Source organism: Rhizomicrobium electricum (assembly GCF_011762045.1).
In the GTDB taxonomy this organism is placed as follows: domain Bacteria; phylum Pseudomonadota; class Alphaproteobacteria; order Micropepsales; family Micropepsaceae; genus Rhizomicrobium; species Rhizomicrobium electricum.
In genome coordinates this window covers 144190-160803 of record NZ_JAASQS010000007.1, presented here as the reverse complement: position 1 = coordinate 160803, position 16614 = coordinate 144190, and the positions used below count along the sequence as shown (strand labels likewise).

Below are 16614 nucleotides of genomic sequence, written 5' to 3'. Positions count from 1 at the left end.
CCTCCAAGGCTGCAAAGCGCAAAAACCGCATGCCAGCGCATAAAGCACTCGCCCGTCTCACAAAAACATCGGATAGTGCACAGTGTACGAGCACGAGCACTACCGGATGAATGACTTCCAAGCCGCCGTCGCACTGCACCGGCAGGGACGCCTGGACGAAGCCGAGCACCATTATCGTGCCGCGCTGGTAGCGTTCCCGAACGAGCCGGACGTTCTGTACGGACTGGGGCACATTTGCAGCCAGACCGGGCGGGCAGACGAAGCGGCCTATCGGTTCGAACAGGTGCTTGCCGCCCGTCCCGGCCATGCCGGTGCATTGATAGGGCTTGCCGAAGCTTTGGAGGCCAGCGGTCGCCAGCAGGCGGCGATCGGGAGACTTGAACAGTTTATCGAAGCAGAACCGCACAACGCAGCGGTGCACTTCGTATACGGCCGCCTCCTGAAGCAGGTCGGACGCTTCGACGAATCCCGCGAGGCGCTTATCCGTGCCGTTGCGCTCAATCCGGGAAATCCGACATTCCATTACATGCTGGCCGAGAGCGCCCGCTTTACGGCCAACGACACGCGATTGATCGCCTTGGAAGCACTGACGCGTGATGAGCAGCATTTCTCCGGCCGCCAGCGTGCCGAGCTCCATTTCGCGCTGTTCAAGGCCTATGACGAGCTGGAAAGGTGCGACGAAGCCTTCGCACATCTGGCGGAAGGAAACCGGATCTATCGCGCGCTGGTGCCGTATGAGGAAAACGGGGTCAATGCGTTTTTTCGCGGCTTGAAAGAGACCTATACGGCCAAGGCAATGACGCCGTTCGCGGGCGCGGGCCACCCGAGCGAGGTCCCGATATTCGTGGTCGGCATGCCGCGCTCGGGAACGACGCTGGTAGAGCAGATTCTCGCCAGCCATCCCGACGTGCACGGCGCCGGCGAGCTGCAATATGTGCGGGACCTGATTGATGGCGATTTCGCCGGCCCCGATTATCCCGCCGGGTTGGCCGAGCTGGGCAGGGAAGGCCTCAGGCGTTTCGGCGGCTATTACGCCGTCAGGTTGGCGGCGCTGGCACCTGGGGCAAAGCGCATCGTCGACAAGCTGCCGGCCAATTTCCGCCATTTGGGGCTGTTGCATCTGGCGATGCCGCGGGCGCGGCTCATCCATGTCGTGCGCGATGCGTGCGACACTTGCTTTTCCTGTTACACGCAGCTCTTCGCCAGCGGTCTCAACTACGCCTACGACCTTGGCGAGCTGGGACGGTATTATCGAGCTGCCGAGGCGTTGATGTCTCACTGGCGCACCGTCTTGCCGGGCGAGTCGCTCTTGCAGATCCGCTATGAACGTCTGATCGCCGATTTTGAGACCGAAGCCCGCCGGCTTGTCGCCTTTTGCGGACTGGACTGGAACGAGGCGTGTCTGAGGTTTTACGAAACACGACGCGCGGTCAGAACCAAAAGCGAATTTCAGGTGCGCCGCCCCATTTATACGAGTTCGATCGGACGCTGGCGGCGCTACGAACACTGGCTCGGTCCGCTATTGCAAGCTCTAGACTAAAAGAAACGCGGAGGGCAAAGCCGCTCCGCGAAGACGATGGCAATCTCGGGAAGAGGTACCGCCGAGGAACCGTCCCGGGCGCGGTGCCCGGGACGGTATCTCTCTCAGTACTTGAAACGAATGCCGGCGTAGAGCTGGCTGCCGTTCGAGTACAACGCGCGCGGCATAGTCGCGTTCTTAGCGTAATACTTCAGCGTTTGGTTGGTGAGATTGAGACCATTGAACGTAACGGTGAGATTGTCGGTCACCGAGACGTTCACCGAGGCATCGACCCGCCCGTAAGCGTTCTGGAATTCCTGTGCGGACCGGTCCATGCCGACCAGCATCGCCGAGGAATAAGTGTAGGACACGCGCGCGCTGAGCCAGTCGTTTTCGTAATAGCCGCTGAGGTTCGCGGTGTTCTTGGCGTTGCCGACCAACGCGCCACCGCCGGTTTCGGCACCGGTGGTATAGGTGTAGTTCGCGATCACACCGAAGCCGCCCCAGATCGGCTGCTGCAGCTGGAACTCGATACCTTCGTCATGACCGGACGTATTGTACGGCGCGGTGATGTCGTAGACCGAGTACACCGGCGCACCCTGGCCGGTTAGCAGCATGTCGAGATAGGTTCCCTTGGTCACGCCCTTGGTCACATAGGACGACAGGTCCATGTAGAAGACCCCGAGCGACACCATCGCCTGCGGTGCATAGTACCATTCGTAGCTGAGGTTATAGTTCGCGGAGCGGACCGGCATCAGCTGCGGATTGCCGCCCGAACCGACGTGCGTAAGGTCTGTGAGATTGACCGCGCCGCCCAACGCCGAATAGTCCGGACGGGCCATCGTTTCAGCCGCCGCAAAGCGCAGTGTCTGATTATCGGTGATATTGAAGGAGAGATTGGCGCTGGGCAGGATGTCCCAATAGGTCTTCTCCAGCGAATTGTAGTGGAAGCAGCCGAAGTCGCTGTAGATATCGCCCGCCGCCGGGCAGACCCCGCCAACGGCCGCCGTGCCGTTCACCGGCTGGATGATCTTCTCGGACGTGCTGACTACGCGCAGGCCGAAGTTGCCCTTCCAGCGCTCGCCCCCGATCACAGCCATGGCGTAGCCGGCGAAGGTCTGCTCACGCACGTCGGTCGAACCCGACCACATATAGCGCGAACCGCGCGTAACGTCGGCTGCCGACTGGGTATAGGTACGCCAACTCTTGACGGTGCTGAGCACGTTGACGATCTTGGACATGTCGCCCTTCGGGACATTGGTCAGCATGCCGCTGATCCTGAATGCGTCGGCGAAGTCCGAAGGATAGTTGTCGCTCGAGACATCCGAGCCCGTATAGCCAAGTCCAGGACCGTAGGAGACGCCGCCGTCCCAGATATCCGACTTGTGCTTATGATTGGCATAGCGCACGCCCGCCTTCAGGGTTTGGAACGGCCCAAACTTTACTTCCTGTTCGACGTCGCCCTGGAAATAGAATTCGCGATCCGATGCCTTCGACACCGCACCCCAAGCCCAGTCATTCACCAGCACGCCCGGATTGGACAGATCGACGCCCGTGACGCCGACCTTGGCGACGCCGCTCGAGAAATCATAGCTTGAAGGCGCACCTGTGCCTGCCGCCACCATGCCTTCCCACGCCGCCTGTTGCGGTGTCGTACCTGCGCCGCGCGTATAGCCTGCCTTCAGCTTGACCGTCGTCGTCTCGGTCGGATTCCAGGTTACTTCGCCGTTGAAATAGTAGGCATCGCTCATCGAATGCGGCCGCATGATGAAGTCGGCAACGATCGGAGCGAGACCGGCTTTCGCCGGGAGAGAGGCCGCAACCAGCGTGTTATTCACGATCGAGTAGGAGGTGGGAACGTTGGCCGTCGGACCCGCAAACTGTTTCGAACCCCAGAACATGTAGTTGTTGTTCTTGTTCGAGGCTCCCATATGCGAATAGAAGGCGTCGAAATTGAATTCGAGGCTGTTCGAAGGACGGAACTGGACCGCCACATCGCCGCCCTGGCGAATGCGTTCCTGCTCGAAATAGGCCGAGCCGATCAGGGTCGGATAATTGACGCCGACGAGATCGGGATGGTCCCTGGTCGCCAGATCGCCACTGGCAGCAACGGCATTGCCGCCCGCATCGGTGTGAGCCGGAACGTACTGCTGGAACGCCGAGTAACCGAGGAATTCCTGGCCGTCGCGGCGAATGTTTCGCTGCTCATAGAATCCCTGCAGCATGACGCCGAAGGAATGGGTATCGTTCTGCCATGCCGCCAAGGCGTTGAACTGCGGCGTGGTATCGCCACGCAGCGTGGTGTAGGCGGCCTCGGCACTTGCCTCTAATGTAATGTTATCTTTGAAGTCGAGCGGTTTGCGCGTGATGATGTCGACCGAACCGGCAACGCCGCCTTCCACCAAGTCGGCCTGCTGGCTCTTGTAGACTTTCACGCTCGACACGATTTCCGCCGGGAACAGCGAATACGACACGCTACGCCCGATGTCCTGATACTGATCGAGGATGAACCAGTCGCCGGTCGACACGCCGTGGCCGTTGACAAGTGTCTGAGTGAGGCTCGCGCTGGTGCCACGGGTCGACACACGGTCGTTTTCGTCGAAACCGCCCTCGCCCGATGCCGCCGAAACCGTATTGATGCCCGGAACGCGCTGCAACGCGTCGGCGACGTTCTTGTCCGGGAATTTGCCGATGTCTTCCGCCGACACCGCATCCACGATCGTGGTGGCCTCCCGCTTGATGTCCATGGCGCGCTGCATCGACGCGCGAATGCCCGTCACGACCACGGTCTCCACCGTATCCTGGGCCAGGGCCGGCGCGGCCAGACTCGCCAAGGCCAATACGCTTACGGACCCTGCAAACACTCTCCTCAACTTCATGGCTCAATCCTCTCTGTTTTTGTCCCCAGAGTGCGCCGAACTGCCCTTCGCCGCCCCCATTTGGATCCTGGGCGGCCCCCGTCTGGATCGCCCAATTGATATCCAATGCAATACCATTCTCAAATTGGGCGGCCCTGTCAAGAACCAATTTATGCCCGATAATGCGGCAATGGACGCGTCAAATATGCCGCTTTTTTAGATTGACGACGTATAGGGGCTTCGTGGTATTGCATTGGTATTAGGTCGGGTCCCACAAATTCCGGCCCTCTTGAGACCATTTACGGAGACACCGGTGACTTCCCTTTCGGCCTTGATCGGCAACCTCGACGAGGACCACAGCCTGCCGCTTTACCAACAGCTCCAGCGGGGGCTTCGGCGCGCCATCGAGATGAAGCTCCTGGCCCCGGAAGACGCGCTGCCGCCGGAACGCGACCTGGCCGAGGAGTTTGCAGTCTCCCGCATCACGGTCCGCAAAGCGCTGGATGGGCTTGTTTCGGAAGGACTTCTGACCCGCCGCCAAGGCTCCGGCACCTTCGTCGCGACGCGCGTCGAGAAGAGCTTTTCCAAGCTGTCGAGCTTCACCGAGGACATGACCAGCCGCGGGAAAAGTCCGCATTCGGTCTGGCTGAAGAAGAGCCAGGGCGTCGTATCGCCCGAGGAGGCGATGGCAACGGGCTTCGCGCCGGGCACGCCGGTCTACCACTTCAACCGCTTGCGCTATGCCGACGACACCCCGATGTCGTTGGAATTCTGCACTCTTCCGACCTTCGTGCTGCCGTCGATCGATGCCGTGCAGGCCTCGTTGTACGACGCCTTGGATAAGGCAGGTTACCGGCCGCAACGGGCGCTGCAGCGCTTGCGCGCTGTGCTTTTAACGGCACAGCAGACGGAATTGTTGCACGGCAAGGAAGGAGACGCCGGTCTTTTGGTCGAGCGCCGCGGCTTTCTCGGCGACGGTCGCATCGTCGAATTTTCGCAATCCTACTATTGCGGCGACACCTACGACTTCGTCGCCGAACTCAACGCTTCGGAGTAACGCGTGCTTGACGTTCAGACCCTGATGTTTCGTGAAGCGGCGGAAGCCCCTGACGTGATTGCACGCCAGAGCGCCGTCAATGCCGCCCTGATCGCCGCAACGGCTGCGCGATTGAAGACACTGGCACCGCATGCGGTGGTGACGCTGGCGCGCGGCAGCTCCGATAACGCGGCCACCTACGCCAAATACCTGATCGAAACGCGGCTCGGCATCCTGACCTCGTCGGCGGCGCCCTCGGTCAGCTCGGTCTATAGCGCCAAGGCCAATCTCAAAGGCACGGTGCTGATCGGAACCTCGCAGAGCGGCAAAAGTCCCGACATCGTCACGGCTCTTCAGGCGGCCAAACAGGCGGGCGCCTTCACCGTCGCGTTCGTCAATGTCATCGATTCGCCGCTTGCGACCGAAGCCGATGTCGCCATTCCGCTGCATGCCGGGCCGGAAAAGAGCGTGGCAGCGACCAAATCCTACCTCGCCACAGTCGCAGGAATCGCCCACCTCGTGGCAGCATGGGCCGGCGACTCTTCGCTCACCAACGCCCTGAACGAGCTGCCGGCGAGAATGGTCCAGGCCTGGGATCTCGATTGGTCCAAGGCAGCGGAAAATCTGGCGGGCGCGCGGGACCTGTATGTGATCGGGCGCGGCGTCGGCTTCGGCGCGGCACAGGAAGCAGCCCTCAAATTCAAGGAAACCTGCGGTCTTCATGCCGAAGCCTTCAGCGCAGCCGAAGTACGCCACGGCCCGATGGCGCTGGCCAAGGACGGCTTTCCCGCCTTCATCCTCAGTCAGGACGACGAAACCCGTGCCGGCGTGGAGGACCTGATTGCAGCGCTGGCACAAAGCGGCGCCGACATTCTTCTGGCCGGCTTCGACGATCCGCGGGCGTTGGTTCTGCCGACCGTCGATGCCCATCCGGCGTTGCAGCCGATCCTGATGCTGCAAAGCTTCTACCGCATGGCCGAGCAGCTTTCGCGCGCCCGCGGCATGAATCCCGACAATCCACCGCTGCTCAACAAAGTGACCGAGACCCTTTGATGACTATCGCATTCGTCCATGGCCGCATCCTGACGCCCGAAGGAATTCATTCGGACAAAGCGCTGTTGTGCGACAACGGACGCATCATCGCGATCGTCCCCGAAAAGGCAGTACCCCAGGGGGCCGAAACCGTCGATCTCGAGGGCAGCACACTGATTCCCGGTTTCATCGATGTGCAGGTCAACGGCGGCGGCGGCGTCCTCTTCAACGACACGCCCACCGTCGAAGGGCTCGCTGCCATCGCCAAGGCGCATGCCCGCTTCGGCACTACGGCATTGATGCCGACCGTGATCTCGACCGGTCTCGACGGCATCGCCAAATGCATTGCGGCGGTAGACGCCGCCGTGGCAGCCGGCGTACCGGGCATCATCGGCATCCATATCGAAGGGCCGTATCTCAGCCCCAAGCGCCGCGGCATCCACAACCCGAAGGAATTTCCCAAGCTCGATGCCGACGCCATCGCCATTCTCTCGTCGCTGAAGCACGGCAAGACGATGGTGACGATGGCGCCCGACGTGACGACACCGGCCGACGTCAAGGCGCTGTCGCAAGCGGGCGTGATCGTCTGCATCGGCCATTCCGACGCCAGCTATGATGAAGCCAACGCCGCATTAAAGGCCGGGGCGCGCGGTTTCACCCATCTCTATAATGCGATGTCGCCGTTCAATCACCGCGCCCCCGGCGTGGTCGGCGCCGCACTCGACGATCGCGAAAGTTGGTGCGGCATCATCGGCGATGGTCATCATGTCCATCCCGCAGCGCTGCGGATCGCCTATACCGTCCGCGGGTCGCGCAGGCTGATGCTGGTGACCGACGCCATGCCGCCGGTCGGCGGCGATCCGACATTTGTGCTGCAAGGGCGCACCATCACCACCAGAGATGGCTGTTGTTATGGACCGGACGGCACCCTCGCCGGCAGTGCCACCGACATGGCCGCGATCGTCAGGAAGACGGTCGGGTATCTCGGTGTCGATCTTCCCACGATCTCGCGCCTTGCCAGCACCAACGCGGCGGAATTTCTCGGACTCGAGAACGAAAGAGGCGTGATCGCGCCCGGCGCCCGTGCCGATCTGGTGCTGATGAACGACGCTTTCGAGGTCGTGAAAACCTTCATTGGCGGTCGGGTGCCATGAAAACGCGGGGCCTACATCGCTGCGTGTTGCAGGCAAGCCTCGCCGCTCTGCTGTTGTCGACCGCGGTTGCGGCCCACGCCGGCGATAGCCGCGCTCTGGTCGGCTATTATCCGAGCTGGTTCGAAGCGACTGCTGCCAAGCTTTCGGCGACACCGACGGGCTACACTCATGTGATCCTGGCCTTCGCGAAACCCGACTTTGCCTGGAACGGCAAGACTTGGTCAGGGACGGGCCTGCAATTCGCCAGCAGTCCCGACGCACTCAAAAAACAAATCGCGGCTCTGCAAGCGCGCGGTACCAAGGTCGTTCTGGCAGTCGGCGGAGCAACTTATCTCAACTGGGCGCCGCTCGCCGCCGAAGCCGACAAACCGGGCAAGAATACCGCGGCGCTGGCACGATTCGTCAGCGATATGGGTCTCGATGGTATCGACGTCGATTACGAAACCGACGGCACCGGCCTCAAGCAGATTGCCGAATATCGCGGCGCCATCCGGGCACTATCGAATGCCGCGAGAGGAAAAATGCTGTCGCTGGCGGCGTGGTCGACCGGCGCCGATTGCACCAAAGCGACCGGCACCGCACCGTGCGGCGGCAAGAGCGGCGTCTGGGACGGCCGCACTGGGCGCGAGCGCCTCGTCTTTGCCGACAACAGCCTGTTCGCCAGGCTCTCGATGATCAATGTGATGAGCTACGACGCCGGCGTCGACGAATTCGACCCGGTCAAGGCGTGGTCGCTCTACCGCGCCCTGGTTCCATCGACCATTACCCTCAACATCGGATTCGAAACTGCTCCCGAAGGTTGGGGGCCCGCGCGTCTGGTGGCCACCGACGATAAAGCGGTGTGCCCCGGCGCGCGGATCAAGGCCGACCAATTCGGCAATCCGGTGAACAAACCCTATTCGGTCGAACGCGCCCTTAAAGACGGGCCGCTTTCGAACGCCGCCAATCCGCAGGACGGAGCGATGCTCTGGCACATTCTGAAAGACCAGAAACTGCCCCGTTGCGGCCACCCCGTCGTCGTCTCACCCCGGGAATTGGAACTGACAGCACGCGTCCTGCTCGACCGGCAGCGCAGTGCCAGTCCCGCCTTTTCCGAGGATACCGATGACCACTGACGACGCCGCGGCGCCAGCGCCAGCGGACAAGTCGAAGACCAGTACACGCATTTCACATCCGGCCCTTTGGGTCCCCACGCTCTACACCGCGGAAGGCTTGCCTTACGTGATGGTGAACGTCGTGGCTGTGCTCATGTACAAGAGCCTGGGTTTCAAGGATGCCGAGATCGCGTTCTTCACCAGCCTCGTCGCCATCCCCTGGGCGATCAAGCCGCTGTGGGGGCCGCTGGTGGAAATGTTCCGTACCAAGAAGGCCTTCGTGCTGGCGACCGAAATAGGCGGCGGCCTTTGCTTCGGTCTTCTGGCACTGAGCCTGCACCTGCCCGATCTCTTCACCTGGACGCTGATCTTCTTCGGGCTGATTGCGATCAATTCGGCGGTACACGACACCGCGGCCGACGGCGTTTACGTCACCACGCTGTCGGCCACAGACCAGGCGCGCTACGTCGGCTGGCAAGGCGCCTTCTACAATGTGGGCAAGATCCTCAGCCAGGGCGGGTTCGTCTGGATCGCCGGCTGGCTGGAAAAACACTACGGCCCGGTGACGGCGTGGACGCTGGCGATGGGCGGTTTCGGCCTTCTGCTCGCCGCCGTGGCCGGTTGGCATGCGATCTTCCTGCCGCAGGGCGCCCGCCTTCCGGACGACAAGAAGGGCTGGCACACCGTCCTCGATGTGGTCGTCACCTTCTTCGAAAAGAAATACATCCTCTGGGGCATTCTGTTCCTGGTGCTGTACCGCTTCGCCGAAGGTCAGGCGATCAAGATCGTGCCGCTGTTCATGCGGGCCACGCGGGACGCGGGCGGCCTCGGACTTTCCACCCAGGACATCGGCGTCATGTACGGCGTGTTTCCGCCGATCACCTTCATTCTGGGTTCGCTCGCCGCCGGCTACTTCACCGCCGGGCGGGGTCTCAGAAGATCGCTTCTGGTGTTGTGCGCCGGGTTCAATATTCCGTTCGCGGTATATCTCGTCCTAGCCCTTACCCAGCCCCATGACGTGACGCTGATCACCAGCCTCGTGAGCCTGGAATATCTGGGCTACGGGTTCGGCTTCATCGGCCTGCAACTCTTCATGATGCAGCAGATCGCGCCCGGCCTTTACCGCACCGCACACTACGCGTTCGCGACCTCCGTGATGAATCTCGGCTTCCTGATCCCCTCGGCGGTCTCAGGCATGCTGAGCGACAAACTCGGTTATCGTGAATTTTTTATCTGGGTGATGATCGCCACCATCCCCTCATTCCTCGTTTCCTGGCTGGTGCCCTTCCGCAACACGGACGGCGAGCCCCGCCAATCCGGAGCAAACTGACATGACTCTGAAAGCCCTTATTCTCGCCGCCGGACAGAAGCCGCTTTCGAGCGGAACCGGCGCTCTCGAACTCCAGCCGCTGGGCGACACCACCGTGCTCGGACATGTGATCCGCAACCTGAAAGGCTTGGTGGCGCCGCGCGACGTCATCGTGGTGAGCGCGCCGGGCACCCTCAAGGCGGTGCAAATGGAAGTCGGCTGGGAGCCGGCGCTCGTCATCCAGGACACGCCGCTCGGTACCGGCCATGCCGTGTTGCAGGCGGCCGATGCCCTGGCCGGATTCGACGGCGACCTTCTCATTCTTTACGGCGACACGCCGTTGCTCCGCCCGGCCTCCTTGCGCGGCTTGTTGAACCGGCATCGGCTCAAGAGCGTATCGCTGACCCTGCTCACCGCCAATGTCCCGCAAGACCTGCCCTATGGCCGGGTGCGACGCGACGAGCACGGAAAAATTCTCGACATCGTCGAGCAAACCGAAGCCGACGACGAAACCAAAGCCATCCGCGAACTCAATGTCGGTGCTTATATCGTGAAAGCCGCCACCATTCTCGATGCTCTGAAACGTGTTGCGGCCAAAGGCGGCGAAATCCGCCTGACCGACTGCGTCAAGCAGCTCCTCCACTCGGGTCTCAAGGTGGACAGCTATCAGCTTTACGATGTCGACGAAGTGCGGGGCATCAACGACGCCGGCGATCTCGAAGCCGCCGCGTTCATCCTGCAAAAGCGGCTGTTCCGACCGCATCGGCAGGAAGAAGAAAACGAAGTCGCCTTCGGCACCGGCGGCTGGCGCGCCATCATCGGCGAAGGCTTTACGATGCACAACGTGCGCCGCCTTTCCCAAGCGCTTGCCAACGAGATCACCCGGAAGGGTCTTGAGAAAAAGGGCGTGATCGTCGGCTATGACCGGCGCTTCCTGTCGCGCCAGGCCGCGGAGGCGGCCTCGGAGGTGTTTGCCGGTAACAACATCCCCACGATCCTCTGCAACGAAGACGCACCAACCCCACTGATCAACTACGCCACCGCGATGCTGGGCTCGGGCTTCGGCCTCGCCTTTACCGCCAGCCACAACCCGCCGGAATGGAACGGCCTGAAAGTCTTCCATGGTGATGGCTCGCTGTTGTTGGATGACGAGACCCGCGTCATTGCGGCCGAGACCAATGCGCTGACCACGGCGGATGTCATCAAACTGGAGCTCGACCTCGCCATTGAGGCCGGGATCGTTGCGGTGAAGGATTTCACCAACCAGTACATCGACGCCGTGGAAGCCCTGATCGACATGGACGCGATCCGCAAGGCGGGGCTCAGGCTGGCGATCGATCCGATGTACGGCGTCGGGCAGTTGACGCTGGAGACGCTACTGACCGAAGGGCGCTGCCGCTGTCACTTCATCCACAATCGCCACAACCCGCTGTTCGGCGGCCGCAGTCCGGCGCCCGATCCCGATGCCATGCGCGATCTCATCAACATGATGCAGCAGGATCACTACGACCTGGGTCTCGCCATGGACGGCGATGCCGACCGCATCGCACTGCTGGACGATCGCGGCCGTTATATCTCGTTCAACGACGTACTGGTGCTGCTTTACTGGTATCTGCACGAAGTGCGCGGCCAGACGGGCGGTGTGGTGCGCAATCTCTCCACTACGCATCTGCTGGAGCGCCTTGCCAAGGCGTTCGGCGAGAAGTGCACCGAGACGCCGGTCGGCTTCAAGCACATCGCGGCCGGCATGGTCGCGGACAACGCACTTCTCGGCGGCGAATCCTCGGGCGGCCTGACCATCCGCGGTCACATCTTGGGCAAGGACGGCATCTTCGCCTCCGGCATCGTGGTCGAAATGGTGGCGCGCACGAAGGCGAAGATTTCCGAATTGCAGGAAAAAGTCTGGGCGATTACCGGCCGGCTTTATAGCGCCGAAGAGAACTTCCCGGCGACGCCCGAAATGAAGATCGCAATCCCGCAACGGCTCAAGAAGGACCCGTGCACGACCGTGGCGGGATATGCCGTCGAACGCATCAGCCACGTCGACGGCACCAAACTCTATCTCGAAAACGACAACTGGGCCCAGTTGCGCTTCTCCGGCACCGAACCCGTACTGCGGCTCGCGGCCGAAGCCGATAGCCCGGAAAAAGCGGCGGAACTGATCGCCTGGTTGAAACAGTTTGCTTCTGCGTGAGTGAAGACATGCGTTACGGATATTTCGACAACCAAAACCGCGAATACGTGATCGACCGCGTCGATGTGCCGGTGTCGTGGACCAATTATATTGGCGTCAACGACATGTGTGCCGTACTCAGCCACAATGCCGGCGGCTATTCCTTTTATCGCGACGCCGAACATGGCCGCATCACCAAGTTTCGCCCCAACGGCGTGCCGATGGACTGGCCGGGGCATTGGATCTATCTGCGCGATCAGGCCGACGGCGATTTCTGGAGCGTGTCGTGGCAGCCGGTCGGCAAGCCGCTGGACCAAGCCGAGTACGAATGCCGCCACGGGCTTAGCTATTCACGCTATAGTTCCGAATACAAAGGCATTCGCGCGGAACAACTCGTTTTCATCACCCGCGAAGACGATGTCGAGATCTGGGACGTTCGCATCACCAATACGGGCACGACTCCGCGCGAAATCGCGGTGTTCAGCTATCTCGAATGGAGTTTCCATCACATCGAGATCGACAACCAGAACCTGCAGATGTCGCTCTACGCTTCCGGCTCGAGCTATGCGGAGGGTGTGATCGAGTACGACTTCTATTACGAGCCTTGGACCTATCACTATCATGCCGCCTCCTTCGAACCCGACGGATACGACAGCGTGCGCGAGGCCTTCATCGGCGATTATCGCAGCGAGCGCGATCCGTTGGCGGTGGCAAGCGGTCGGTGCAGCGGCAGCCAGGAACTCACCGGCAATCACTGCGCCAGCCTGCAAAAGACGATCACGCTTCAGCCGGGCGAGGCCCGGAGGCTGGTGTTCGTAACCGGTTACGGCAACCGCAACGTCGGCGTCGAAAAGAAAACCAAGTACGGCAACTTTGCCGCCGTCGATGCCGCATTCGCCGATCTGAAGCGCTATTGGGACGAGAAGTGCGCCGTCTTCGAGGCCAAGACCCCGCACGAAGGTCTCGATACTATGGCCAATATTTGGACGCTGTACCAAGCGGAGACCTGCGTGCATTGGAGCCGCTTCGCCAGTTTCATTGAGGTTGGCGGGCGCACCGGTCTTGGTTATCGCGATACCAGCCAGGACATCATGGCGGTGCCGCATACCAATCCGAAGAAAGTGCGCCAGCGCATCGAGGAATTGCTGCACGGCCAGGTGCGGGAGGGATATGGGCTACACCTGTTCGATCCGGCGTGGTTCAAGCCACAGAAGAAGCTCGAATTCAAAAGCCCGACCATTGCGCACGCGCCGGCGAAATCGTCCTATATTCACGGCATCGAGCACGCCTGCTCCGACGACCATCTCTGGCTGATCCCGTCGATCTGCGAGTATGTGAAGGAGACCGGTGAGACGGCGCTGTTCGACGAACTGGTGCCGTTTGCCGACGAAGGCATCGGCACTGTGTGGCAGCACATGAAAGCCGGGCTCGACTTCTCGGCGCGGCAGGTGGGCCTTTCCGGCATCTGCAAAGGCCTGCGTGCCGACTGGAACGATTGCTTGAATCTTGGCGGCGGCGAGAGCGGCATGGTCAGCTTCCTGCATTTCTGGGCGTTGACGAATTTCGTCGAGGCAGCCAGGTTCCTTGGCCGCGAGAAGGATGCCGACCGCTACGCAGCACTAGCCGAAGACGTGCGCGACGCCTGCGAGCGCGAGTTGTGGGACGGCCTGTGGTATGCCCGCGGCACCACGGCTTCGGGCCTCAAGATCGGCACGCGTGCCAGCGAAGAGGCAAAGATCTTTCTCGAAAGCAACACCTGGGCCGTCATTTCAGGCGCCGTACGCCGCGACCGCGCGGAAAGCGCCCTCGACGCCATGGACGAACATCTGTTTACGCCGTGGGGGCTGCATCTGTTGCAGCCTTCGTTCTCCAAGCCCAACGACGAGATCGGCTTCATGGGCCGCGTCTACAAAGGCATCAAGGAGAACGGCGCCATTTTCTCCCATCCCAATCCGTGGGCGGTGATTGCCGCCGCGAAACTGGGACAGGGCGCCCGCGCGATGCGGTTCTACGATTCGATGCTGCCATATAATCAGAACGACAAGGTCGAGACGCGCGAAGCCGAACCTTATTCCTATTGTCAGTTCGTCTACGGCGCCGAACACCGCCGTCATGGCCGCGCCCGTCATCCCTGGCTGACCGGCAGCGCGGGATGGAACTACATTGCCGTCACCAAATGGATTCTCGGCATCCGGCCGGGGTTCGCGAGCCTTCTCATCGATCCCTGCATTCCGCCTGAGTGGGACGGATTCTCCGTGACACGGAAATGGCGCGGCGCCACCTATGACATCACCGTCAGCAATCCTGCGCACGTCTCGAAGGGCGTGAAGGCGATCGCGCTCAACGGCGAACCCGTTCGCGAAGTACCCGCGCAGCCGGATGGAAGCCTCGCAAAAGTGGAGGTCGTTCTCGGCTGAACGGCTTTCATTTTCCTAAACGGCGGCCGGCGCAAGTTTCCTGACGGCCGCCTTTTTCTTTTCGGATCGCGGAAATCCCACCAGCGCCAATTCGGCCATGGCGCGCAGTTCCTCGCGTGTTGCTCCCGAAGCCGCCTGCACACATAACCCGCTGCCGATCGCGAGAAGATAGCGGACCAGCGCACCGGGATTGGCACTTTTGGGCAGATCGCCTTGCCGTTTGGCACACTCGAAGCGCTCGCGCAGCGCCAGCTCCATAGCCGACTTGTGCCGGGCGAGCTGTTTGGCGATCTCGCCTTCTCCCGGCGACAGGCCGGCCTTGATCATCAGACAGCCCGGCGGATGCTTTTTGTCCGTCGCATAATCGGCGAGTGCCGAAAGATAGCGCGCAGCGACATCTTTCGCCGTGGCTTCGGCAAGAATCTTCGCCATCACCTTTTCGCGCGAGGCGTCGTAGTGATTGAGCACGGCCTTGAACAGGCCCTGCTTGGAACCGAACGCTGCGTAAAGGCTGGGCGAATTGATGCCCATCGCCTCCGTCAAATCGCTGATCGACGCACCGTCGTAGCCTTTGAGCCAAAACACCTTTTGGGCGGCGGCTAAGGCCTCTTCGAGATCGAACTCGCGGTGACGACCCATTCGTCAACTACCTCCCATGCAAAATTTTTGTACCACTTGTTACAGAAACGCTCTTGAAGAGACGCGCGACGAACTTATCTGTGACGTTCATTACAAAATAGTGGAGCGGCATCATGGTTGCAATAGTCCGCAAACATCCGAGGGTTTTTCTTGCAGCGGCGCTTGGGGCGCTGCTGGCGCTGCCGTTCGTCTTCGGCGTCGGCACCACCGCCAAGGCGGCGCAGGGCGCCCCCCAGGCCGTGCCGGTCGGCGTCGCGCGCGTCGAACCGCACGATGTGCAGTTGTGGTCTCAATTTTCGGGCCGCCTCAATGCGGTCGATTACGCCGAGATCCGGCCTGAGGTGGGCGGGCGCATCACCGAGGTCCGCTTCAAGGACGGACAGATCGTCAAAGCCGGACAAGTACTCCTGGTGATCGATCCCAGGCCTTACGAAGCGACGCTTGCCAAAGCCAGGGCCGATCTTGCCTCAGCGCGAGCTAACGCGGCGTTGGCCAAGACGGAACTCGAACGCGGCAACGGACTCATCAAGGCGAATGCCATCGCGCGCAGTATGTACGATCAGCGCGTCAATGCCCATCAAGTGGCAATCGCCAACGTTGCCGTGGCGGAAGCGGCTGTGCGTCAGGCTGCGGTCGACGTCGACCACGCGTATGTAAAGGCGCCGATCACCGGCCGCATCAGCCGGCCGGAATTGACAATCGGCAATCTGGTGCAGACCGCGCCGAACGCCCCGCTGCTTGCCTCGATCGTCTCCAATGACGGCATCTATGCCGATTTCGAAGTCGACGAGCAGACCTATTTGAGCACCGTGCATGCCCGCGCGGAGACCGCGGCGGACGAGCAGCAACTGCCGGTCGAGATGACCGTGCAGGGGACCGAAGGTCACGCCTACAAGGGCATGGTCTACAGCTTCGACAACAAGATCGACACCGGCTCGGGCACCATCCGGGCGCGGGCCAAGTTCGCCAACGCCGATGGCAGCCTGGTTCCAGGCATGTTCGTTTCGGTGCGTCTCGGCGCCGGCGACCACCGCCACGCGATTACCGTTCCGGAGCGCGCGATCGTTGCCGACCTCAACAAGAAGTTCGTCTATATCGTCGGCAAAGGCCAGAAGGCGGAAATGCGCGAGATCCAGTTGGGCGCCGCCAACGACGGCGAACGGGTCGTACTCAGCGGCCTCAAAACCGGCGATCAGGTCATCGTCGACGGCGTGCAGCATGTTGCCATGGGCGCGCCGGTTTTGGTGCAGTCCAAAATCGCATCGCGCTGAACACCATCTCTGCCACCAGAACGACCGGAAAACTGCCTCGCATTTTTCCGGTCGTGTCGATCACCATCTTCTGTCGCGCAGCTGACTTGAAAGCCGCTTTGCACTTTTCCGG

At 61.5% G+C, this 16614-nt stretch carries 11 protein-coding genes; 9 read left to right on the top strand and 2 right to left on the bottom strand.

Going from position 1 to position 16614, the window contains the following annotated elements:
• Positions 1 to 82 precede the first annotated feature (82 nt).
• A complete protein-coding gene (locus FHS84_RS14980) occupies positions 83 to 1540 on the top strand; it encodes a sulfotransferase (protein WP_166935743.1) in 1458 nt (485 codons plus the stop codon).
• 104 nt (positions 1541 to 1644) lie between these two features.
• Here FHS84_RS14980 and FHS84_RS14975 read toward each other — a convergent pair whose 3' ends face one another.
• The gene (locus FHS84_RS14975; RefSeq protein WP_166935741.1) at positions 1645 to 4398 is read right to left on the bottom strand and encodes a TonB-dependent receptor; all 2754 of its coding nucleotides are present in this window, start codon (positions 4396 to 4398) and stop codon (positions 1645 to 1647) included.
• 292 nt (positions 4399 to 4690) lie between these two features.
• On the opposite strand from FHS84_RS14975, the gene FHS84_RS14970 reads away from it, so the two are divergent.
• Genes FHS84_RS14970 through FHS84_RS14940 form a run of 7 tightly spaced genes read left to right on the top strand, consistent with a single transcriptional unit; the run spans position 4691 to position 14592 of the window.
• Complete coding sequence (locus FHS84_RS14970; RefSeq protein WP_166935739.1) at positions 4691 to 5434, top strand: UTRA domain-containing protein; 744 nt, start codon at positions 4691 to 4693, stop codon at positions 5432 to 5434.
• 24 nt (positions 5435 to 5458) lie between these two features.
• Entirely contained in the window at positions 5459 to 6466 is a 1008-nt protein-coding gene (locus FHS84_RS14965; RefSeq protein ID WP_166936009.1) for an SIS domain-containing protein, read from the top strand.
• A complete protein-coding gene (nagA, locus tag FHS84_RS14960; protein WP_166935737.1) occupies positions 6466 to 7599 on the top strand; it encodes an N-acetylglucosamine-6-phosphate deacetylase in 1134 nt (377 codons plus the stop codon). The genes FHS84_RS14965 and nagA overlap by 1 nt, the downstream gene beginning before the upstream one ends.
• Positions 7596 to 8714, top strand: a complete 1119-nt coding sequence (locus FHS84_RS14955; protein WP_166935734.1) for a glycoside hydrolase family 18 protein — start codon at positions 7596 to 7598, stop codon at positions 8712 to 8714. The genes nagA and FHS84_RS14955 overlap by 4 nt, the downstream gene beginning before the upstream one ends.
• Positions 8704 to 10023, top strand: coding sequence for an MFS transporter (locus FHS84_RS14950; RefSeq protein ID WP_166935732.1), 1320 nt, complete (start codon positions 8704 to 8706; stop codon positions 10021 to 10023). The genes FHS84_RS14955 and FHS84_RS14950 overlap by 11 nt, the downstream gene beginning before the upstream one ends.
• 1 nt (position 10024) lies before the next feature.
• A complete protein-coding gene (locus FHS84_RS14945) occupies positions 10025 to 12196 on the top strand; it encodes an NTP transferase domain-containing protein (protein WP_166935730.1) in 2172 nt (723 codons plus the stop codon).
• A gap of 8 nt (positions 12197 to 12204) precedes the next feature.
• Positions 12205 to 14592 carry a glycoside hydrolase family 94 protein gene (locus tag FHS84_RS14940; RefSeq protein WP_166935728.1) on the top strand — a complete coding sequence of 796 codons (2388 nt, stop codon included), beginning with the start codon at positions 12205 to 12207 and terminating at the stop codon, positions 14590 to 14592.
• Positions 14593 to 14607: 15 nt separating this feature from the next.
• On the opposite strand, the gene FHS84_RS14935 is transcribed toward FHS84_RS14940, so the two are convergent.
• Complete coding sequence (locus FHS84_RS14935; protein ID WP_166935725.1) at positions 14608 to 15231, bottom strand: TetR/AcrR family transcriptional regulator; 624 nt, start codon at positions 15229 to 15231, stop codon at positions 14608 to 14610.
• 113 nt (positions 15232 to 15344) lie between these two features.
• Between FHS84_RS14935 and FHS84_RS14930 the strand changes: the two genes are divergently transcribed.
• Positions 15345 to 16502 carry an efflux RND transporter periplasmic adaptor subunit gene (locus FHS84_RS14930; RefSeq protein WP_166935723.1) on the top strand — a complete coding sequence of 386 codons (1158 nt, stop codon included), beginning with the start codon at positions 15345 to 15347 and terminating at the stop codon, positions 16500 to 16502.
• Positions 16503 to 16614: the final 112 nt, after the last annotated feature.